Origin of the sequence: Bradyrhizobium sp. CB82 (assembly GCF_029714405.1) — a bacterium.
In the GTDB taxonomy this organism is placed as follows: Bacteria; Pseudomonadota; Alphaproteobacteria; order Rhizobiales; family Xanthobacteraceae; genus Bradyrhizobium.
The window spans coordinates 7,601,636-7,623,736 of record NZ_CP121650.1 but is presented as its reverse complement, the minus strand read 5'-3'; the positions used below and the strand labels follow the sequence as shown (position 1 = coordinate 7,623,736).

The following is a 22,101-nucleotide window of genomic DNA, read 5'->3' as shown; positions in this document are numbered from 1 at the left end:
GCGCGGACAAGGTGAATCTCCAAGTTACCGTCCTAAAAATCCTTGTGAGCTATCCGGACGGCTTCGCGCCGATGGAGGATCTTAAGCGCGACATGGCGATTCTAGCGACGAGTGGTCGAGAGTGGGACAAGCGCACGACGAGAATGGCCGCCCGTGTTCAGAACCTCGACATCTTTTCCCAGAAACTCATTGAGCGGATGAACGGTGGCTGGCGTATCATTGAAGAGGGCCGTGCCGTCCTTGATCTCATGGAAGCGCGGCCGGTCGTTGCACAGCTGCCGCCCGAAACGAACGAATCTGCATCCGAGCAAAGAGACGACTAATCACGGATCGAGAAAGTCGTGCCGGTGTTGTGAACGCTAAAATTAGCATGCTGAGAACGATGCTTCCTCAAGTCTTTAGTCCCGTGCTCTATGTTCCTGGTGCGGCCGGACTGGATGCCGCGCCTCGTTCATTCCCGCTGACGAGAGATGGTAGGCCGCCCAAGTTGTATCGTTCCCTGCATAGGCCATCGGACCTGCCTTGCATGCAGACAAGCCAAAAAAGATCCAAGCCGATCTGATCTGTTCGGTCCCCAGCGTTTTCCACGCTGGGAGCATGTGTCGTCTCACGTATTCTACGCGCGCCGTTGCGCGCGCAACGCGGGTGACGGTGCCATAGATTTAAGAACCTGCGGAACGATTCGCGATGGCTTGTGCTCTCGCGACCAGAGCGTTCGCCTATTTCCGCTCGGGGCGTGCTCATGCGATTGCGGCATCCTTGGATTCCGCAATCATGCCTCAGCCTGGCCCCGCTATACGGACGATGACGCAAAGCAGGGCGATTGAGGCGGCCCACAGCGCCAAGTAGTGCCACCAACTCAACTCACGCTCCGACGTCTCACGTGCGATGGTGGCAGCCAAGCCCCCCAAGGTCATGCCGGCTATGACGGTTACGAACATATCAATGTCTTTCATAGGTGCTCCATTCAACCAGGCGCGCGCCGCGGTTTGCTCCCCACGTAAAGAGCTGGTTGCGCGTTGTGATCGATGCCGCGCCTGGCGTTGGCCAGACCGATGATGGGAGAGTCGAAACATAAATGTTCGGCCCACCACAGTCGGTGCGTGACAAACAGGAAAGCAGGATCATGCGTGGGCCCACACGGCGGGTAGCCGATATTCCAACTATGCAAACGAGTTCGTCCGGGCGAGAAAGCCCAGAGTGCGCCCCTGCACAATTGAGGTCGTGATCCTCAACCGGGAAAGCGACTTCACTGAACCATCCCTACAACTTGACGCTACGTACGGTTCAATCCCCAACGACATCCATGCGAAATTGTCCAAAGACTATTTCGCGCGCAGGCGCACTCCCGAATCGCAAGTGGCATCCTGCTGAACGATCTTCGCTATGTCACTGTTTGCGATGTGGTGTTTCGACCTTCCCAGCGCGGCGACACATGGCTCTTGAGCGACATCAATGCGCGTTAAGAACGTCTCTATCTAGTTTGTGGCAGTAGCCGACCAACCCGCGCTACCGTGCTGCTGAGGCTATGGGCTCGGATTGCTGCGCAGTCCGGGCCCAACGCTTCGAGAAGCACTTCGGACTGTACGTTTCCACGGAGCACGAATTGCTTCTTGGTGACGACGTACTGATGGGCTGTGAAAGTCGCAAACATTCCTGATGAAAACAATGAGCCGGACTGTCGTGGCTGCAGGCCGTAGCGAACCAAACGTGGGGGCGGTGGGGCCAATTGTTGCCTTGGTGACAATTCGAATGACTTGATGTTCACCAAAGCTGTCCTTTCGAAGATGCTCGCGCGAACTGCTTGTGAATGCAGCGCTCGCGGTCGCGGCACACTACTTGCTTTGTTCAACGTAGCATCGCCACCCAGTCTGGTGATGTAGGGGCGGGCCGGCGCGCCCCCGCTTGTTCGTCAGGCCCGCCCTGTTCCGTTCTAAAAACCAGCAGCGCGCATGCCTGGTGGTAATTCAAAAACTTGAGACGGCCTCAGATTGAAGGTCGCCCGAAGGGACAATCGTATGGAACGCCTAGACCGATCACGGCCGCACTATCACTTGTCGCATGCTGGCGCGAACATGCAAAAGCCATTGTGCTATCTGCGTCACATCGTCGGCTTTGCTGCGTCGCGGTTATCAACAATCGCCCGCAGTGTGTCCGCGCCAATTCATCTACATCAACGTCTGATTCTCGACGCCCGTCCACCGGTGTGAGATCTGCCGTTTTAGTCCCAGTTTCCGAGAGCTATTGGAGAAATAGCGATGCACAACGTCGTCTGCATAAAACAGGTTCCGGACTCCGCGCAGATCCGCGTCCATCCCGTAACCAACACCATAATGCGCCAGGGCGTACCAACAATCGTCAATCCTTACGATTTGTTTGCGATCGAGGCCGCCATGGAGCTACGCGACAAGATTGGTGGCGAGATCACTGTTTTGACCATGGGCCCCCCCGCCGCCGAAGACTCGCTTCGAAAGGCGCTGACCTTTGGGGCGGACCGCGCTGTGTTGCTCACCGATCGTGTTTTCGCAGGCGCCGATACGCTGGCGACGACTTACGCGCTGGCGGCGGCCATTCGTAAGATTGGAGAAGAGTACGGCCCGCCCGACCTCATCTTCGCTGGCAAGCAGACGATCGACGGCGACACAGCGCAGGTTGGGCCTGGTATTGCCAAGCGGCTTGGCGTGGTTCAGCTCACCTACGTGGCCGAGATCACGAGCCTGGATCTCGCGGCGCGCGCAATCGAGGTGGAGCGACGTTCGGAAGGCGGCGTGCAGGTGCTTCGAACCAAGCTTCCATGCCTCATTACCATGCTCGAGGCGACAAACGAGATCCGGCGAGGTGGCATGAAGGACGCGCTGCGCGCGGCACGTACTGACATCGTAAAATGGAACGCGCACGATGCAGGCATAGTAGATACACAGAAATGTGGTCTTAAGGGCTCCCCGACAATCGTTAAGCGCGTGTTCGCTCCCTCCAAGCGCGCCGAGAAAGCAATGCTTGTCGAGGGAGCCGATCAACCTGTGCCGGCATTAATCGATGCAATTTTCAAGCAACGGCCGAAGCTTGAAGCTGAACTTGCAGCGCTGGCGCGCGCTTCCGACGTGCGATCGGAGCGATGAGCCGTTGAAATGTCTCTCGATCTTCGCGTCGTGGTGTTGCCCATGAAGCCTTGGTACAAAATTCTGTACGCCCAGGTATTGATCGCAATTATGCTGGGCACCATCGTAGGATGGTTATGGCCCTCGGTCGCCACCAACGACTGGATCAAGGCGATGGGCGACGGCTTCATCAAGCTGATCAAGATGGTGATCGCGCCGATCATCTTCTGCACGGTCGTCTCCGGCATCTCTCACATCCAAGATGCCAAGAAGGTCGGTCGCATCGGCGTCAAGGCGCTGGTCTATTTCGAGATTGTGTCGACGTTTGCACTCCTGATCGGGCTCATCGTCGGCAATCTCGTCAAGCCGGGCGCGGGCTTCGGCAGCGCCGCGGCGAGCGCTAACGCAGTTGCCAACTACGCCAAGCAGGCCGAAGGGCAGAAAACCGTCGACCTCATTCTGCACATTATTCCCGACACCGTGGTCGGCGCTTTCGCGCAAGGCGAGATCCTCCAGGTGCTGCTGTTCTCGGTCTTGTTCGGCTTCGCGATCATGGGCCTCGGCGAACGGGGGCACGCGATCCGCAACTTCATTGACGATGCCGCCCATGCCGTGTTCGGCGTGATCTCGATCGTGATGCGCGCGGCACCGATCGGCGCCTTCGGTGCGATGGCCTACACGATCGGCAAGTTCGGCACCGGCGCGATCCTCAACCTCGTCGGCCTGATCGCGACGTTTTACGTCACCGCGGCGTTGTTCGTGGTGATCGTGCTGGGCATCATCGCGCGGCTCGCCGGCTTCTCGATCTTCAAGTTCCTTGCCTATATCAAGGACGAGCTGCTGATCGTGCTCGGCACCTCGTCCTCCGAGAGCGCGCTGCCGTCCTTGATGGAGAAGCTGGAACGTCTCGGCTGCTCCAAGTCGGTGGTCGGCCTCGTGGTGCCCACGGGATATTCGTTCAATCTCGACGGCACCAACATCTACATGACGTTGTCGACCCTGTTCATCGCGCAGGCGCTTGGCTTCGACCTCACATTGGGCCAGCAGATGACCATCCTGGTCGTGGCCATGTTGACCTCCAAGGGAGCCTCCGGCATCACCGGTGCGGGCTTCATCACGCTCGCCGCGACGCTGGCGGTGGTCGACCCGCGCCTCGTGCCGGGCATGGCGATCGTACTTGGCATCGACAAATTCATGAGCGAATGCCGCGCGCTGACCAATCTTTGTGGCAACGGCGTCGCCTGCGTGATCGTCGCCTGGTGGGAGGGCGAGCTCGACCGCAAGAAGCTCAGTGGGCGCGTCTGCCGAATCGATCCCACGAGCCTCAGGAAATCAGGATAGGCTAGACGGGCGTTAGGCGACGGACCTCGGGATAACCGGCTCGACCGTGGCGCCAATCGGTGCGGCTGACGAACCAGGCATGACCCGAGGGTAACCTGCCGATCTGAATTCCGCTGCCAACATAAAATGACAGGGGATCTCGAATCTGAAGGCCTCGGTCGAGTCGGACATAGCCGAGTGCTCTATAGCTCGTGGACATCCGCCGTTAGCTTGCGACGGCTATCTGGAGGCGACACCAATCAGCTGTAAAGTACGCAACGTTCCATGCAGCGACAGAAACGAGACAAAACTATCTCCGAAGGAGTTCTGTTAGTGCGCTAATTGAGTCTGCCGAGCAACGAATATCCCCAATGTCCCGCGATAACGCGAGCGCTCTTACCGCTATAGCCGAAAGATCTGGAATCTGACACTCAAGTTCATTCAGGCGTTGTTTCAGGTCTTCTAGCTGGGTCTGAAGTTGTTTAATCGCCGCATCTTTCTGTATTGCAGAGTTAATGGTCCAGTCCCGTAGCGCTTGCATGAGTCGTCCCCGTTTTCATCTCGCGCCATGTCTTAGCGATGTTCGTGGCCGGAATTGGGAATTCCTCGTCGAATGCTTGGCGGTTTAACGTCGCACCGGACCCGCTCTGCTATCTGGGCAGCCTTCGCAGCCGCCAGCGTCATGTTGACCAGCGGGCGCGGCCCTCCTGCAAGCGACTATGCTGGTAGTGGAATAAGGCTTAGCCCGGCATTGGAGTGGCTTGAATCTGACGTTGCGTCAGGTTGTAGGTCTTCAGACAATCGCGATCGACTTCACTGCGTCAACGTGTGTCGATTAGTCAGCTCTCAGGGAGAGTTGGCGGCCTCGCGGGGGATCAAACACATGTAGAGAGCGTTCGAATCAATGCGCGACGAAGGGCACAAGAAAGATCACGAACGCTATGGTTGCAGCGCTCGTATCGAAGCGCCCGCACGCAGTCGGCAATGGCAGAAGAAGCCTTTGAGAGTGGGCGCGGTGCGTCCGTTCCGTTTGCCTCCGATCATTGCCGACCTCGGATTGAAGCATCGGACAAGACCGACAGCGCCATCGAATCAAATGGAGCAGGTTCGTGTTTCGCTGATCGACTGCGCCATCACCATCGCTTTCCCTAAATTCTGCGAGGCGGGTTCTTTTGTCGAACGACGGCCCGCCGAACAGATTGTCTTATTCGGACCTAGGATCAACTGTTCACTTCAAGAGATGGACCGCTTGAAGGTTTGCAATCAGCTACGCCGCAGTGTGGCGTCACGGCCGCCGCTTGTCGCTTATCGGTGAGCTCGCGTTGCTTTTGGGAAGCTCGACCGGGTCGTTCAGCTCCGAGCCAATGGGGGTGGCGGCAAGCGCGGCATTCCCTCTCGCCTAATCTTAAGGCATTTGCCCAGGTTTCGACGTGATCGGGCCTTGCGCCGAATCAGCACGAGCGCGGCAGAGCTGAACGCGTGGAACAGCGACGTATTTCATGAATGCAGAAAGTGAACAGATGAGGAAGCAGAATGGTCATTGCTCGGCAGTGCTCGAGGAAGCGTCTGGGCAGAACATGATCTACGTCAGTATCTGCGCGGCAAAGGAGCTAGCATGAGAGCGCAAATTGGGGACCAGCTCGAGGGCGGTCGCGTACGATATGGAGAGTTCGCCAGCGCACCGGGATCAGGTCCTTGCGGTCTCTTCATCGTGCAGGGGCCCTGCGGCGCTAACCTCAAGATCGTTGGATCGCTCCACCCGCGCTGGGAACATGTCTCCGTTTCGATCCCGCGGCGCTGCCCGAACTGGCAGGAGATGTGCTTCGTCAAGGATCTATTTTGGGACGAGGAAGAGTGCGTGATGCAGCTTCACCCGCGCCGGTCAGAATATGTAAATAACAATCGTTACTGTCTGCATCTCTGGAGGCCGACGAATCAGGAGATTCCGACACCACCCTCGTGGTTCGTCGGGATAGTCGGGATCGGTCCATCTGAAGCGGCTAGGCTGGCTGCACGAATACCGGTCGGATGACCCGGCCCAGATCTTAAGGGAGAACGCGCGATCAAGCATTGAGGCTCATCATCCTCGTGACGGATGGTGCGCTGCAGGCGGGTTCGCGGGCGTGAAGCATGGAACGGTGCATCGGTCCATTTTATGGGCCTTTAGGAACTAGTGATGTCGATCGGCAACCCGTAGTCGTCCGCTAGCTTGTGCCCGTGACGAAGGACCCATCCACTGTTCAGATATGTTCCATCGATACAATCGATTTTACGAGCGACCGCGATCGGTCGATAAGAAAAACGCTTCGACAACATTAATTCAGGTCTATCAGGATGGCACCGAGAAGATTCTCGGGTTCGCCTCGAGCATCGAGGGCGGATGCCAGTCAAAGCCATGTTTTCGGCGACCGTCTCGTCGAGGGCTGCCGGCAAACCTCCGTATAAATAGTCCAACCATTTCGATGTCGGCTACCTACTTCCGTTCGATTGAATCACCGCTAGCTCCGGCCGTAGCCTCGCGGACGAGAACTGTCGATTGCAGGTGTTGAATGCTGCTTCAGAAGGATCGAGTGCAGTGCGGTCAGGTCGCCTCACAAGTGCAGAAGAGGTCCCTCCTAGATTTAGTCCGAATGGCCCACACGCTCAATATCATCTCCGTCGTGTGCGACGATCAGTCGGTCCGTGAACCACTAATGGATATGCTCATTTCGGCCGGATGCGTGGCCGAGCTCTTCCGGAGTGCAGATGAATTCCTGAGCTCAAAAGGCTATATCAGCACGTCTTGTTTGATCGCTGACACGCAGTTGCCGAGGGCAAATGGGCTCGACTTATACGAGCAGCTCATTTTATCCGGAAACGTAATTCCCACAATCCTGCTTGTGACTGGCCCCGACGACAATCGTGCGCGCGCGCTGCAGGCCGGCGTGTCACATTTCCTGCGTAAGCCGTTCAACAATGGCGAACTGCTTGCGTGCATCAAATCGGCACTGAAAGACCGAACGATGATTCGAGGTCGCCCTTGAATATAGGGTATGCCTGCTTGGAGATCCCGTCCTGCGGGCTCCAGTTGAGCCGGTCCTGGCGGCGAATGTGATGAGATTATTTATCACGCCGACCTTAATCGCTTGGCAGTAACGATCCCGCTTTTTCAGCGTATTGAAAAAGGGGATCAAAGGCACGGGCCCAAAGCGTCGGGCGATAGTCGCACGGCAGGAGTCGCACGTGCATTTAACCAAAGGAGAGGTTTGATGAAGATTACGCCCTTGTTCAGAGAGGGTCTGCCGACGCTGTTAACGCAGCCCATGCTTGAGGACTATAGCGCATGCTAGAATCGACCTCGAAGCTAGATGTACACGAGCAGCTTGTTTCGCTTCTGGGAAATCAGAGCCCCGTTATTCTGGATATCGGCTGTAACGATGGAACCGACACGAAGCGGTTTCTGGAGTTGCGTCCCGAGGCGCGGTTATACTGTTTTGAGCCGGACCCCCGTGCTGTGGTCCGCTTCAAGAAAAATCTACATTCGGCCCTCGACAAGGTGAGGCTGTTTGAAATTGCGATTAGCGATCGAAATGGAAAGATTGATTTCCACCCAAGCAATGGGGATGGGGAGGTCGAGGAATGGGACCTCTCTGGCTCAATACGCCGACCAAAGAACCACCTTGCTGAATATGAATGGGTTCGATTCGATAAGCCGATCTCGGTTGAAACTCGAAGGCTGGATGACTGGACCAGTGAAGTTAGCGTGGACAAGATTGATTTGATTTGGATGGATGTTCAGGGAGCGGAGTCCGATGTCATCGCCGGTGGTAAACGGGCTTTGAGCAATACGCGGTTCATCTACACGGAATATAGTGACCGCGAGCTTTATGAAGGCCAGCTGTCCCTAAACGCCATCCTTGAGCTTTTACCATCATTCGAAGTGGTAAGGCTCTATCCCCGCGCAGTGGAGGGCGATGTATTGCTTAGGAATACGAACTGTTAGCGCGGTCCTTAAGCTTTCTTTGCAACCAGAGAGCCGCATCACGCGATCCGCGTGATGCGGCAGCGCAGTTCAGCCCGGATGGTTCTTTATTAAGTTATTCGTTTCGCTATTTGCGATAGCGCTTGCAGATTAGTTCGCGCGCGACTATTTGATCGATGAAATTTTCTCGCGCTGGCAGACCGCAATGAAGATGAATGACCTGAAGTCAATGAGTGTGGACGAGCTGTGGAATCTCCACGAGAAGGTGTCCGCCGCTCTAACTCAACGGATTGCGGCGGAAAAGGTCAGACTCGAGGAGCGGCTGCGAAGCATCGGAGCGTTCGATAACCCACCTCGGCCCACCCGTGAGCGCCGACCATACCCGCCAGTGCGGCCAAAGTATCGAAATCCGAAGAACCCGGCGCAAACTTGGTCAGGACGCGGGAAATTGCCCAGATGGCTCGACCCGCAACTGCGCGCCGGCCGAAAGTTGGATGACTTCCTCATTGACCGATCTGCGCGTAAGCGTCGCCACAAGGCCTGACAGGCGGGTCAACAATCCTGATTCGACTTTATATGGCAGCGCCTGTTCTGAGCTGTTGCTTCTGACCAGCTACGGCTTTCGTCACGCGTGTCTCGCAAATGCTCGACGGCTTCGCTAGAGCCTTCGGCTCTGCACGTCCACACGTTCCAGGCCGCCAATAGCTCAACCTGAGCGGCCAACGCCGTCTGGTGCGAGCCGATGGTCTCAATTTCCGGACCTTTTTGACAAATTGTCTCCACAAAACGATTTCGGCATCCTCTTTTGCGGCCAGCCCTTTCAGTGAAGCGATCGGCTTGGCAGCGGAGCAACGTGCCACGCATCATCGCCTGACCAAGAGCTGGTCCGTCTCCTTCCATCCGTTTGCGTTCGCGGCCAAAAGCACCTGGGCCGCAAAAAAGAGGCCGTCAGGTGCGTCGCAAGGTCTTTGATGGCGAGGACGAAGCAATCGATGGCCTAAAGCCGGTCAACGTCATCCGTTTCTGAGGACCTATTGGATTGCGAGTACAGGTCCACATTTTGGACCGAGCAACCTCACTCCACGAGCTATATAGCTACCGCGCGGCGGCTCAACATAGTCGACGCCATCGATCCAAAAGGACATATCGTCGATCGCAAGCTGCGGATTGTAAATCCACCCGGTCTGGACAGCCTTCACCACGGCGAAGGCTCCGTGTGGCGAAAACGAGTCCGGGATAACGACATCAGCATCCTGTTCGCATCCTGATAGAACCTCAATAAGCTCTTTCACCTTCATTTCGCAGCCTTAGGATCGCATTTGCGAGGAGTATTCATCTATGACTTCTGTAGGATCAGTAAACCCCACGTCAAGCTGAAGCTGCCAATCGCGATCAAGCCTCGGTGCGTTCGCGCGCAGCGCTAGCTCTAGGCCGGTCAAAATGTCGACGCACCTATGACGTTTTCGGGTGCCTGTCATAACTAATCCGCGAACGGTCGATCCGGTTGCCGCCTGAACGCTCAGCACGCTCAGCGCCGCCGCACAAGCCCAGCTAGGCGAGAGTCGGGCGAGCGAATGCCGACGTTCCACGAGCAGGAAGCTGGCTCAGCGCCCAGCTGATTCTTTATGACCTTCGAGATAGTCCAGGCGAGCGGCTGAGCTATGTCGGCGGATATCATCAGTCCATCTTCGGCGATCTGGCCTTGAGCGAAGCAGTGTCGCCTGCTGGCTTCTCCAGCAGCATAATATTACGTCGCAAGAACCGTCGAGGGCTTGAACCGGACCCAGCGTCAAGTTGTAGAAGCGCAAACGGATGACGACACAAACAACGAGAAGGGCCGTTTCATGATCTCCTCGCTGTTCCGCCGGGAAAGCGCAACCGCTTTGGAAAGAGAGACTTCTTAATGATGCTGTTTCTAGTTCTGCTTCCTATCCTGTTCGTGGGGTTCGCAGCTGGGTACGCTATCCGCGCATGGCGCTCTCGGAAAAGGCGTGAGCGCTATCGTCTGTACGGGCCCTACCTTCGGACAACATCGCGCATGACCGAACGTCAGACCGAATTGTCTAAGCGCAGAGCATTCTGACGCTTTATAGGAGCGTCGGCATGGAACTGAGACGGAAAGCCGAAAGGTGCGCGTAGTCGGCGGTTCAGCGGATAACGCGCATCTTCCGTCAATCGAGCTCATCTTATCGACGATACTGCGATCATAGACGTAAGGCGCTGGTGCGGACAAAGAAATCCGAGCTAGCCGCAGGTTAGAGCGTCCAATGAGTTGCGGGTCCTTGATGCGACACCTCGTTCGCGAGCCTCGCGTCATCCACCTGCAGAGCCCCCGCCGACTGCCCCGGCGGGGGTGTCTTTTGAACGCCGAGGCGCACATCGAGCTCGATGCGTCACGAAAAAAGCAAGGACCTTGATAAGAAGATGCTGAAAGGTGAGTGAGTTCGTCAGGTTGAAAGGCGATCGCTTATCCATTTCGCGATCCCGCGTGTCTTTGATGCGCGTCGGGACCACGCGCCGAGACGATTTGACGAGAACGGTTACGGTTCCGCTCCGGTCGCGTTCCATCTTGAGATTGCACCCTCGGCCCCTCGATCATTGCCATTGCTCCACCATGGACCAGCGGCGCTGGCCATCACCGCTGTTGGCAGGCGGCTTTTCTCTGTTTGGACCGCGCGTGTCGCTGCTCAATCGCGGCCGCGGCAAAGACAAGGTCCCGTAGGGGCGAGCGGAACGGCGTCGAGGTAAGTCGTGTGGCAATGTTCGCCGGGCTGATGCACGCCGTTGTTGGCGAAAAGTCCGCCTGCGTTTGTGAGTGTGTGGCCTCAGGTTCGTTCACTAAATCGCTTGAAGTTATCGCAGCGTCAAGTTGTAGGCTTCAAAGATCGATCGCGACTAAAAGCGACTGCCGCGGCAATGATGCAGCTGCGCTCGCAATTCGCGCGAATGCTGATGAAGGTGGGCTGTGGTGGAAGCGAGATCTGGAGCATGTTTCAGTTGCCGCGCGCTTCTTTGGATGGCGCAAGATAGCAATTGCCCAGCGTTCGTCGAGACCAGAAGCGGCGCCGAACAGGCGGAAAGCCGTAAGGAGTCAAAACTCTAGTCTCGTCGGCTCCAACTTTGGGAAACCGGCGCGCGTTGCGCGATCCTCCGGCTCTTGCCCAATTGTTAAGCGCTAGCAACACACTCCGACCGGTCCGAGAGCAGGCGATGGATCTCAAATTGATCATGGGCAAAGTCGCGAGCGGCGCCCTGTTAGATCAGCAGGAAATGGCCTTGGCGATCGACAGTATGATGTCGGGCAAGGCGACACCCTCGCAGATGGGCGGGTTGCTGTTGGCGCTGAGGGTGCGCGGCGAGACAGTGGAGGAAATCACCGGCGCGGTTTCCGCGATGCGCGGCAAAATGCTGCGGGTCGATGCGCCCGCCGAATCGATCGACATTGCGGGCACGGGCGGCGACGGTTTGGGTTCGGTCAACGTCTCGACATGTTCTTCCTTCATTGTCGCGGGCGCCGGCATTCCTGTCGCAAAGCATGGCAATCGCGCACTCTCCTCACGCTCGGGCTCCGCAGATGTACTGGCATCGCTCGGCGTCAAGATCGACTTGAACGCGGAAGGTGTCGCTCGCTGTGTCCGAGATGCCGGCATCGGGTTCATGTTTGCGCCAACCCACCATCCGGCGCTGAAAAACGTGAGCGCAACCCGCCTGGAGCTCGCGACCCGCACAATTTTTAATCTCGTCGGGCCGCTTTGCAATCCTGCGGGGGTGAAGCGGCAGATGGTCGGCGTGTTTTCGCGCAAGTGGGTGCAACCGTTAGCGGAAGTCTTCCAGAGGCTCGGCGCGGAATCGGCCTGGGTGGTCCACGGCAGCGATGGGCTCGACGAGATCACGCTCACCGGTCCTACCTTTGTCAGCGCCCTCGACAAAGGCCAAATTCGCAGCTTCGAGGTGACGCCGGAAGAAGCCGGGCTCCCCCGTTCCGGAGAGGAGGGTCTGACGGGTGGCGACCCCCATACCAACGCGCTTGCACTACGAAGCGTGCTCGAGGGTATGCCAGGCCCATATCGTGATGTTGCCCTCTTGAACGCGGCAGGAGCCTTTATAGTGGCGGGTCGCGCCACAACTTTGAAGGAAGGAGTGGGGATCGGGCAGGAATCACTTGGCAGTGGCGCCGCCGCCGCGTGCCTGAAGCATCTGGTCGCAGTCTCCAACGCCGAATAGACAAGATGACCGACCTCGACATTCTGACGAAAATCGAGACATATAAGCGCGAAGAAATCGCAGCTGCAAGGCGCGTGCTTCCGCGCGCCGAGCTCGAAGCGCACGCACGGCGTGCGCCGTCTCCGCGCGGTTTTCTCAACGCAATTCGCAAAAAGCACGCCTCGGGTGGCTATGCCCTCATCGCTGAAGTCAAGAGAGCATCCCCGTCGAAGGGGCTCATTCGCACCGACTTCCATCCGCCGTCGCTTGCCAGATCGTATGAAGCAGGGGGTGCGGCCTGCCTCTCGGTCTTGACGGACAAACCGTCCTTTATGGGTGACCTTGACTTTATGGAGGCGGCGCGCACCGCCACCAACCTGCCAGTCTTGCGCAAGGATTTCATTTTTGACACTTATCAGGTGATCGAGGCTCGCGCCCGTGGCGCCGACTGCATTCTGCTGATTATGGCGGCGCTGGATGACGGGGCTGCCAAGGACCTCGAGGCTGCGGCCTTAGCGTACGGGATGGATGTATTGATCGAGATCCATGACCGCTCCGAGCTTGATCGCGCCCTCAAGCTTCGCTCGCGGATGATTGGCATCAATAACCGCAACCTGCGCACTTTTGTGACAAATCTCAAGTCGAGTGAAACGTTGGCACCACTCATTCCGAAGGATCGACTGATTGTCAGCGAAAGCGGAATCTGTGCGTTCACTGATCTCGAGCGGCTCTCACGTGCCGGTATCGCAACCTTCCTTGTGGGCGAAAGTCTAATGCGTCAGTCCGACGTGACGGCGGCAACTCGCGCGCTACTCTCAAAGAACTAAGCTGCCACCGGGGCATATCAATGACACACAAAACCTCCAACCAGTTGATTCGGAACGCTCAGATCCACGACGAGAACAGCAGCCTTTGCATGGTCTGTGGATCGGGAGCACGCGTCAATGTGCAGCCCGCCAAAGCAAATGGTTCTCGTGCGACGAGTTCGAAATCGGCCCTTGGACCGTGGCGGCGTCCGCGAGTGTTCATCGCACGTCGAGCCGCGACCAAGACAAGGTCCGCAGAGCGCGCGGTCAACTTGCACGTTGCCCCACCGGCCGGCTGCCGTTCCTAGGTTTGAATTGCCGATGAGTGAGATTCGATCAATCGAGGAGGCCGAGTTTCGCCAGGCTATGCGAAATTTGGCCAGCGGCGTTGCGATCGTGGCGACGGGAACGGCGCTTGAACGGCGTGGGCTAACGGTGAGTTCTATTACCTCGATTTGCATAGAGCCACCCTGTTTGCTGGTTGGCATCAGTATCAGTTCTGGAACACACGATGCGATACTTGCGAACGGCAAGTTTGGCGTGAGCCTCCTTGCTATTGATCATCAGGATATCGCTCTGCGATTTGCCGGCCGGGATGGCTCCAAAGGTGTCCAAAAGTTCGATACGGCTCCTTGGGATCAGGGGGTCCTCGATGTGCCGCTATTGCAAAGCGCAGTCTGCGCTCTCGAATGCGTTCTACACCACTACCAAGTCGTTGGCACGCACGGGGTATTCATCGGCCGAACCGTTGCGGCGCGCCCAGGAGATGGCAGTCCGCTTGTTAACTGTCGCGGCGAACTCCGAACATTGCCATAGGGTTGAGCGCCGCTTTTTCCGGTTGGGTTTCGACACTGGTGGCTAGACTGGGCGTCTGCGAGGGCGCCAAAAAAGGAAAAGTGTGGCTGGTCGGCCCTCCTGCGCCACTTGGTCGACCGGGGGCGTGGAATCGGTCATTTCCAACGCCCGCAGAGGTCTTATCGAGAGCGGCGCCGATTTCCTGCCTGAGGCGCGCTATCAACGCTGCACAGGTCCACTTTCACCGCAACGTCTTCAGCCGTGTCTCTTCGACCAGGATTTGCGAGGTGATCCGCATGCTCAAGGCGATTCAATGACAACCCAAAGAACGAGCGACACTGCGCTAGGAGGAGCAAGACAGGGTGTGAAGTGCAGCTGAGCAATGGTTGAGGTAGCCGCCAGCGTTGGCATTTAGGAGGCGCCAAGAGAGAGCAGGTAACCATTCCTAGCCAGCGCTGGCATGGCCAGCTTCATCTTCGGCCAGCTCCCACGATGGACCGAATGATGATCGCCGTATTCAATGAAGCCTCCAGGGGGAGATCCCCAAATGCGAGCTGACAAAGAAGATAATTGGCACCCGCCTCTTCCAGATGACTAAGAAGCGTTTGCTGTATCGAAGCGGCCGTGCCGGCGACGCACAACTCACTCTCGATTGCTGCATCGAAAGTCAAGGGTAGGTTCGGTGGAGTGGGGATGTTGTTGCGCTCATAAAGGAACTTAAAGCTTTTGAGCCAGCGGTCATAAGCAGACGCAGCGAGTGAATAGGCATCCGCTTCAGAATTGCCAGCTACGACCATCCGCAGCAACCCAAGAAACGGCGACGATTGATCATTCGTGTCTGAGCGTATTTCTCGACGCGAGCGGTAGGCATCAGTGACCTTTCGAACAGACGATGAAGGTCCGATGCTTGCGATGTTTGCACCAATCTCAGCGGCCCAACCTGCCGACTCGGGTCGATTTACTGCGATCCATGTCGGGGGATGCGGTCGCTGATGAGGCGTTAGCGTCAATGGAACGTCATCGAACTGGAAATGATCGCCTTCGTAGCAAAGCGAGCCGCCTTGCATGGCCTTAACAAGGATTTCGCTGGCTTCTGCATAACGGCCCGGTGCCGCGTCCGCACTGACCCCGAAATAGCTCAATTCGGCGGGAAGGGAGCCGCGCCCGATGCCAAGCTCAAGTCGGCCGCCGCTCAAGTGGTCCAGCATACAGGCCTCTTCAAATGCTCGCAGGGGATGATGCAGGCTAAGCAGCATGACCATCGGGCCGATGCGAAGATGTGTTGTGCGTTGTGCGACGCTGGACAAAAACAGATTCGGTGCGGGGCTTCTCCCATGCGGGGTACAGTGGTGCTCTGCCAGATGATAAGCATAGAATCCCAGCCGATCGCATGCCTCGGCGAGTAGGAGGCGATCGTTATACTGCTTGGCGACATCATGGCCGTCAGCGTCGAGGTGATCGAAGATGCCGAACGCTAATTTTGAATGTTGGGTAGTTGTCACTCGATCACCTCATGTAGTGAAGCTGGATAACGATCAGTTCGGGGTTAGTTTGACGATGAAGAAATGCGGCTTACGTTCGAAAGAAGCACATCCATTTGCCTTTCTGTACCGATCGTAATGCGTATAAAATTCTCGAGGCCGTTTTCGGGGAAGAACGCGACAAGCACGTTCTGCCTCTGCAATGCGGCTTGCCACCAGGCGCCATCGTGTCCTTCGGGCACGCGGGCTAGCAAGAAGTTGGCGTGGGAAGGCAACACAGTAAATCCAAGCTTTGATAGCGCGACGCTCGTTCGCTCCCTTTCAAGCATGATATGTCGATGATTCTCCTCGAACGCTGCTCGATGCTCAATGATGCTCATGCCGACCGCATGACCAATCACATTCATATTGAAGAGATTCTGCATGGTACGAAGCCTGCCGATAAGCTCGGGGTGACCGAAGCCGAAGCCGACACGAAGGCCCGCGGTGGCATAACTTTTTGAGAAAGTGCGCAACAAGAGAATATTCGAATAGCGGTTGACGAGCCGTAGCGCGTTATCAGGCGCGAAGTCGACATACGCTTCGTCAAGCACGATCAGTCGGTCCGATTGTGCGACGAGCCTTTCGATATCCGCGATCGGAACAAACGTTCCCGTCGGATTGTTCGGATTGGCAAGCACGACGAACTTGGCATCGCGGGCGGGGCCGAAAAGCAGCTGGTGTGTTGGCAGGGAATGGTCCTTACCCCACCCGATCTCCAGAAATTGGGCCTCGTGCAACATGGCGAGCTTGCGGTTAAATGAAAATCCGGGCGACATCATCGCCACGGCATCGCCTGGAGCGAGGAACGCTTTGTAGATAAGGCCGAGGAGTTCAGACGAACCGTTGCCTGCAATCACCTGATCGGCGGAGAGGCCGTAAGCGGAGGCGGCCGCCTCTCTTAGGCCGACATTGTCATCTTCCGGGTACAGATAATGCCGCTCGAAGGCTGCAATCGCGGCTTCCCTGACGATTGCCGGCAACGGGAATGGGTTCTCATTCATGTTGAGCTTGACGCAATTTGCGTCAAGCTCAGGGGGAGCGGGCGGCGGCACTTCTAACTGCTTTGCCACGTGCGAAAGGGATGAAAGTGCGCTTAGCAGTCTTGCGTCTGACATGTGGTCGCTCCGTCGAAAGGCATGGGTTCTGAGCATGGCGATAATCCCATCTGAGTGAAACATTCTGTATTTTGCGCATCAGCTTCCGCACCAGCAGGCCGGCCATATCTCGACAGCCGGTCGGCGCGGGTCTTCACCAATTTCTATATGACAATCCTAACAGTTGCATGATCTGTAAAGATAAACTAATACTTGCGCAGCGAGGCCTGAATTGCAAGAGGGCACTCGTCGGATGTGCACTCTGCCATGATCAAGCAGAGAAGAATGCGCAACTTGAGCGTTGTTCAACTCCAGCGAATAATCCTTACCGGCCTTGAGCACTTCAGCGACACTTCGCTCGAAGCTGTCGCTCGTGACTTCAGACAGAATGGTGTCTGCTGTTCGGCCACGACGGCGCTCAAGAACGTTCGTCGGGGGCGTTGTCATGTGTCGAGCGGAGGGGCGACGTCGCTGCCCTCCAGCGGGCACACACAAATGCCTCTGGGTGGCTTCTCGGAAGTGGTCGGGAGGCGTGATGGACGGTCGCGGCGCAAACATTTGCGTTTGAGACATTCACAATCCTCGTTCGAGAGTCGAAGGCCCCGATGCCTCCCCACTTTTGGTAGTTTACAACTTCACCTTACGTTCGGTTCAAGCGATTTCGATGAACATCGGACAATGTGTCACTTGCTACAAAGAGCCGATAATGGGCGCGCTGAAGCGCCACGCCATACATAATCTCGTGAACGAGCCGTGGGCGGAGCATCCCGCCAGCGAATTGGGCAAACGTCGAAGTCGTATTGAATCGTTCTAGTCGTCGCGACGATTGAAAAGTTCTAGCCAACGCTCAAGAGGCATCACCGGCGTGACGTCGCACTAGCATTGCGTGAGATTGGCACTGTTGTTGCACCTGCAATGCACCGGAAGCATGCGAGTGAATCAACGAGCGTGGTGACGTGGCGCGAGCGGGAGGGGATTGGATGGAAGAGAAATTGGCATGAAGGATCTGAACGACGACAAGAACCTACGAGACTCTGAAACCCTGCTTTGTCACCTCGGCCGCGCGCCGGCGGAACACGCGGGGATGGTGAATGTACCGATCTACCGCGGCTCAACCATTATTTCGGAAACCTTGGAGGAATGGGACGACCGCAACAAAGACAATCCTAGCTACGGTCGTTTTGGCTCGCCCCTGTCGCGCGCGCTTGAGGCCGCCGTCTGCAAGTTAGAGGGCGGCTTTCGTTCGATTCTCTTCCCATCAGGGCAATCTGCTTGTACTCACTCGCTGCTAGCCTGTCTGAAAGCGGGCGACGCTGTTCTGATCAGCGACGGCGTCTACGCGCCTGTGAGAGCCTTCGCGGACAACGTACTCTCGAGGCTTCACATTGAGGCGCGATATTTCTGTCCAACCAAGCCGTCAGAATTGGCAGCGAAAATAAGCGCGAATACGCGCGCCATCTATTTGGAATCGCCATCGTCCATGACGTTCGAGGTTCAAGATGTGCCGGCACTCGCGGCGATTGCACATCGGTCGGACGCACTTGTGATTATGGACAATACGTGGGCGACACCTCTGTATTTCAGACCGTTCGAGCACGGTGTCGACATTTCGATTCAAGCTGCGACGAAGTATATTGTTGGCCATTCCGATGCGTTGCTTGGCGTTGCTACCGCGAATGAAGCGGCATGGTCCGCACTGAAATCAACTGCGCATCATTTCGGCGAAATTGGCGGACCAGATGATATCTATCTGGCCCTCCGGGGACTTCGTACTCTAGCTTTGCGCATGAAGCGGCATTGGGAAAACGGCGTTGTTCTGGCGCAAAGCCTGCAAACCCATCCAGCTGTCGACACGGTGTTGCACCCGGCGCTTCCCAACGATCCTGGCCATGTCATTTGGAAGAGAGACTTTCTGGGTGCCAGTGGACTCTTTGGGGTTGTTCTAAAGCCGATGTCACGGCCGCAACTTTCGGTTCTCTTCCGTCGCCTGCGTATCTTTGGGATTGGTTTGTCCTGGGGTGGGTACGAAAGTCTCGCGTTGCTTGTCGAGCGACCGAAACGAACCGAAGCCTCGCTTGCGTTCCCTGGACCGCTGATTCGCATACACGCGGGCATGGAAAGTCCCAGCGAGCTAATCGCGGACATGCATAACGCACTGAACGCCGCCCGCGAAGCTGCAGTTAATGGCATCGTGCCCCGAGAAGGGAGCGAGCTCGTCAGTGAATGTCAAATAGTCAGTTAGACTTGATGTTTGTTCCTGGGCCGGATTGTCGCCGCACCTCGAGGCTGCCGCGCTGGCGCTCGGTCAGCGGCGTCTCGTGCAATTCGTGTTATGCAACTGGGAGGTAGATTGCCAGGTCGGAACCTGACGCACCAACGGCAATCTCACCCGTGAGATATGCCTCGGCCCAGCCGCGAACCCAGCTGTTTCTCGTGCCGGACATCAAACCATTCGGTGCTTCGGTTGGTCGCATCGGAGAGGCCGTTCGGAGATCACTCTCGTTCCAACGCCGCGCTTATCCCAACACTCAGCAAGGGCGTTGGCAGAGCTGCGACAATGTGTCTCGCGCGAGAAGTTGGCGTCACAAAGTGCGAATGCCTCCCAAACGCATCTGCGTGGCAGCGGGTTTGACGGCCATGAATTGTTCGACTGCAATTCAGTCGTTGCCGGAATGATTGTCGACGCGCGTGCGAGCTACCAGATCGAGCCAGGCCCTCGCGGCATGCGACAGATAGGCGCCGCGCCGCCAGATCATCGCAATGCGCCAGTCCGTATCGGCTTCGTCGAGCGGCACCCGGACGATCGAAAGATGTGTGCGTTGCTCGGCAATCATCCGTGGCAGAAAAGCGACCCCCATGCCCGCAGCCGCAAGCTCGATGATAAAATCAACCTGGCTACTACGCGCCGCGACGCGCGGCTCAAAACCGTGCCGTCGGAAACCCTCTATAATCACGCGGTTCAATGCAAATCCGGTTTCGAAGAGAATGAGCGGAAGCTCCCGCAATGTCGGAATATCAAGGGATCGACACCGTGAAAGCTTGTGGTCAACCGGTAGCAGAACCGTGAGGGGCTCGCGCTTGACGTCCTGCCATTCAAAGCCTTCCGATACGGGCAGAAGCGAGGCGGCAAGTTCGATCTCGCCCGACAGCAAAATCTCCTCCAGGCGCTCGCATCCGTACTCCACGAGCCGGATGTCGACGCCCGGATAACTTTTACGATAGATCGCAAATAGCTTCGCGAACAGCGTGCCGCTGCCAATCGGTGGCAAACCGAGTTTGAGAATGCCGCATTTCAGGCCGCGCAGCTCGTTCAGTTCGGAAATTAGATCATCTCGTTCTGTCAGAATCCTGATCGCACGACGATAAACAATCTCGCCGGCAGCGGTAAGTTTGCTGCGATGGCCGATCCGGTCAAGTAATGGCACACCAATCTCGTCCTCCAGCTGCCTGACCGCCTTGCTCACCGTAGACTGCGTCGCGAACACGACTTTGCCAGCCTTAGAGAACCCGCCTTGCCGTACGACCTCCACGAAAGCGCGCAATTTCCGAACGTCCATGTGAATTCCAAAGTCGAATAGACGCTAGTCGATCAATTCATTCGTTGCGCCATCGGCGGTTCTCGAGGTGACCTCGCGCCCCCAAACGCAATCTTTGCATCGGCCCCGCCAGGACAGTGCAACTCTCCTGGCCGAGAAATCCATTCTTGTTTTCGCTCGTTTGGGGCGGTTCTCTTCTGAACCGGTGGTCTTACATACTGATCATGCTCTTCCGGTTTTCGGCCTCGCTGTGAGCCGCGCACCGTCCTGCATGATGCTGAAGTGCCGCAGCTGCTACGATGTTGGTGCCGATCCAGGACGACCGTCGGTGTGGTTTTCCGCTAGTAGCAGCATTCAGTTTGAATGCAACGAGTAATCCGGATGGGGCTTACTGGCTGAGCTCTTGCGGATCGTCTCTTTCTAAAGACAAGCAACGATCGGACCTTGCGCCACACTTTGAGGCCGTGCCGAAAACGGCGGTACGATTTCGGCTTGGCGAAGAGGATCAAGCGGAGTGCCCGTTCGCGTTGTATGCAGCCTTGTGTTTTAGGCAGCGATAATGCCTTGCATGCCTTAGCGCGTCGGTGCTCGAAAATTGCTCATCTTCCGGCTGGTTCATCACGAGCTGGGCGATTCGGTGTGAGCGGAGTAGAAATGGGCTCGGCCCCGGCGTTCCAACCCTCGCGATGTTGGTTGCGCGGTCAAAATCCACAGTCGACCGGTTGCCCGCATCCATCGCGCGAATGCGCCGAAGTGCTGCATAGAGCGACGAGTCGACATGCTCATGAGACTGGCGCGCCGCAGGTCGGTCTTTTTTTTGCCAAACGTCCTTGCAAGGAGCCCCGCCGCCGGCGCGATGTTTCGACAGGAGAGACGGTGCAAGTTTTGCAGGTACGAAGTGGCGTCTTCGATCCAGAAGACCTTTCAGTGTTGGGGAAGATCTACGATGAGACGGTGGCGGCGCTACCTGCAAGTATGAGAACTCCCCTCAATCGAACAGAGATTGCCAAGCTTGTACTTGGACGTACCACCGCTGGTGAGACCGAATTGGTTCTCCTAAGAAGGCTAATGGTGGCCATTGCGTCAGTCGCCTAGAGCGCTTGGATATACCGACGTCGTCCGACGCCATGGCAGGAGAGTGGTGCTTGTATCTTGCATGTCACTCAGCCCGCTAAGGCGCTCCCCAGAATTCGAGGTTCGATGTTGTCGACGGAAAGTTGGCAACAAAATCTCCTGGCCGTTGAAACCGCTTGAACCTCACGTGACGTTAGGTTGTAGGTTTGAGAAAGAGAAACATGACCAGACCTACAGTACTCAGGCGTCGCTGGCGACGCATCGGTGAACTTGCAGAGGCGACCGGCGTGACGGTGCGCGCGCTGCGTCATTATGAGCAAACGGGATTGCTCGCAGCATCGCAGCGCACGGGTGGTGGTCACAGGATTTACGACTGTGAAAGCGTTAGAAGGGTTTATCACATCCTGGCGCTTCGCGAGCTTGGCTTCACTCTGCAAGAGATCCGGAAAGCGATGGAGGGCAGATCCTCGCTTCCTAACTTGTTGAGCGAGCAATTGGAGCGAGCGGAGCTTCAGGTCGCGCGCGCAACCAAGTTGCGCGATCGTTTGCGCAACATCACAAAGAATACCGAATCGAACGTGAGTGTGGACGAACTACCTGCTCGCCTCGATGCGATGTCGCAGGATGGGTGCGGGCATACTCGCCGGCGTGCACGCGCTCCGGATGATGCAGATCGATAGGCGGGTAGGAG

General features: G+C 57.0%; 16 protein-coding genes and 1 pseudogene. 12 read left to right on the top strand and 5 right to left on the bottom strand.

The window, feature by feature from the left end:
- Positions 1-11: 11 nt before the first annotated feature.
- Positions 12-266 (top strand): annotated as a pseudogene (locus QA640_RS36780) (hypothetical protein); the annotation flags it as partial.
- A gap of 513 nt (positions 267-779) precedes the next feature.
- Here the strand turns inward: QA640_RS36780 and QA640_RS36775 are convergent.
- The gene (locus QA640_RS36775; protein ID WP_283037655.1) at positions 780-956 is read right to left on the bottom strand and encodes a hypothetical protein; all 177 of its coding nucleotides are present in this window, start codon (positions 954-956) and stop codon (positions 780-782) included.
- 1,302 nt (positions 957-2,258) lie between these two features.
- Between QA640_RS36775 and QA640_RS36770 the strand changes: the two genes are divergently transcribed.
- From QA640_RS36770 to QA640_RS36745, 6 genes are all read left to right on the top strand, one after another.
- Complete coding sequence (locus tag QA640_RS36770; protein WP_283037654.1) at positions 2,259-3,119, top strand: electron transfer flavoprotein subunit beta/FixA family protein; 861 nt, start codon at positions 2,259-2,261, stop codon at positions 3,117-3,119.
- A gap of 9 nt (positions 3,120-3,128) precedes the next feature.
- Positions 3,129-4,439, top strand: coding sequence for a C4-dicarboxylate transporter DctA (dctA, locus tag QA640_RS36765; protein WP_283037653.1), 1,311 nt, complete (start codon positions 3,129-3,131; stop codon positions 4,437-4,439).
- 883 nt (positions 4,440-5,322) lie between these two features.
- Positions 5,323-5,733, top strand: a complete 411-nt coding sequence (locus QA640_RS36760) for a hypothetical protein (RefSeq protein WP_283037652.1) — start codon at positions 5,323-5,325, stop codon at positions 5,731-5,733.
- Between the two features lie 1,315 nt (positions 5,734-7,048).
- Positions 7,049-7,441: a response regulator gene (locus QA640_RS36755; RefSeq protein WP_283037651.1), complete on the top strand. Its 393-nt coding sequence runs from the start codon at positions 7,049-7,051 to the stop codon at positions 7,439-7,441.
- A 299-nt stretch (positions 7,442-7,740) separates the two neighbouring features.
- Positions 7,741-8,400: an FkbM family methyltransferase gene (locus tag QA640_RS36750; RefSeq protein WP_283037650.1), complete on the top strand. Its 660-nt coding sequence runs from the start codon at positions 7,741-7,743 to the stop codon at positions 8,398-8,400.
- Positions 8,401-8,584: 184 nt separating this feature from the next.
- Positions 8,585-8,923, top strand: a complete 339-nt coding sequence (locus QA640_RS36745) for an H-NS histone family protein (protein WP_283037649.1) — start codon at positions 8,585-8,587, stop codon at positions 8,921-8,923.
- Between the two features lie 487 nt (positions 8,924-9,410).
- Here the strand turns inward: QA640_RS36745 and QA640_RS36740 are convergent, their stop codons facing one another.
- Positions 9,411-9,677 (bottom strand): hypothetical protein, encoded by a 267-nt coding sequence (locus QA640_RS36740; protein WP_283037648.1) that lies wholly within the window; start codon positions 9,675-9,677, stop codon positions 9,411-9,413.
- A gap of 1,912 nt (positions 9,678-11,589) precedes the next feature.
- Here QA640_RS36740 and trpD point away from each other — a divergent pair.
- The 3 genes from trpD to QA640_RS36725 all read left to right on the top strand — a co-directional run bounded on the left by trpD (position 11,590) and on the right by QA640_RS36725 (position 14,204).
- Positions 11,590-12,603, top strand: a complete 1,014-nt coding sequence (gene trpD / locus QA640_RS36735) for an anthranilate phosphoribosyltransferase (protein ID WP_283037647.1) — start codon at positions 11,590-11,592, stop codon at positions 12,601-12,603.
- A gap of 5 nt (positions 12,604-12,608) precedes the next feature.
- Positions 12,609-13,409 (top strand): indole-3-glycerol phosphate synthase TrpC, encoded by an 801-nt coding sequence (trpC, locus tag QA640_RS36730; protein ID WP_283037646.1) that lies wholly within the window; start codon positions 12,609-12,611, stop codon positions 13,407-13,409.
- Positions 13,410-13,526: 117 nt separating this feature from the next.
- Positions 13,527-14,204: a flavin reductase family protein gene (locus QA640_RS36725; RefSeq protein ID WP_349253659.1), complete on the top strand. Its 678-nt coding sequence runs from the start codon at positions 13,527-13,529 to the stop codon at positions 14,202-14,204.
- A gap of 449 nt (positions 14,205-14,653) precedes the next feature.
- On the opposite strand, the gene QA640_RS36720 is transcribed toward QA640_RS36725, so the two are convergent.
- Together QA640_RS36720 and QA640_RS36715 are read right to left on the bottom strand one after the other, a co-directional pair.
- A complete protein-coding gene (locus QA640_RS36720) occupies positions 14,654-15,685 on the bottom strand; it encodes an LLM class flavin-dependent oxidoreductase (RefSeq protein WP_283037645.1) in 1,032 nt (343 codons plus the stop codon).
- A gap of 44 nt (positions 15,686-15,729) precedes the next feature.
- Positions 15,730-16,821, bottom strand: a complete 1,092-nt coding sequence (locus QA640_RS36715) for a histidinol-phosphate transaminase (RefSeq protein WP_283037644.1) — start codon at positions 16,819-16,821, stop codon at positions 15,730-15,732.
- A 976-nt stretch (positions 16,822-17,797) separates the two neighbouring features.
- Between QA640_RS36715 and metC the strand changes: the two genes are divergently transcribed.
- Complete coding sequence (gene metC / locus QA640_RS36710; RefSeq protein WP_283037643.1) at positions 17,798-19,042, top strand: cystathionine beta-lyase; 1,245 nt, start codon at positions 17,798-17,800, stop codon at positions 19,040-19,042.
- A 415-nt stretch (positions 19,043-19,457) separates the two neighbouring features.
- On the opposite strand, the gene QA640_RS36705 is transcribed toward metC, so the two are convergent.
- On the bottom strand, positions 19,458-20,357 hold the full coding sequence (locus QA640_RS36705) for a LysR family transcriptional regulator (protein ID WP_283037642.1): 900 nt from the start codon (positions 20,355-20,357) through the stop codon (positions 19,458-19,460).
- A 1,274-nt stretch (positions 20,358-21,631) separates the two neighbouring features.
- Between QA640_RS36705 and QA640_RS36700 the strand changes: the two genes are divergently transcribed.
- Entirely contained in the window at positions 21,632-22,090 is a 459-nt protein-coding gene (locus QA640_RS36700; RefSeq protein WP_283037641.1) for a MerR family transcriptional regulator, read from the top strand.
- The last annotated feature ends 11 nt before the right edge of the window (positions 22,091-22,101 follow it).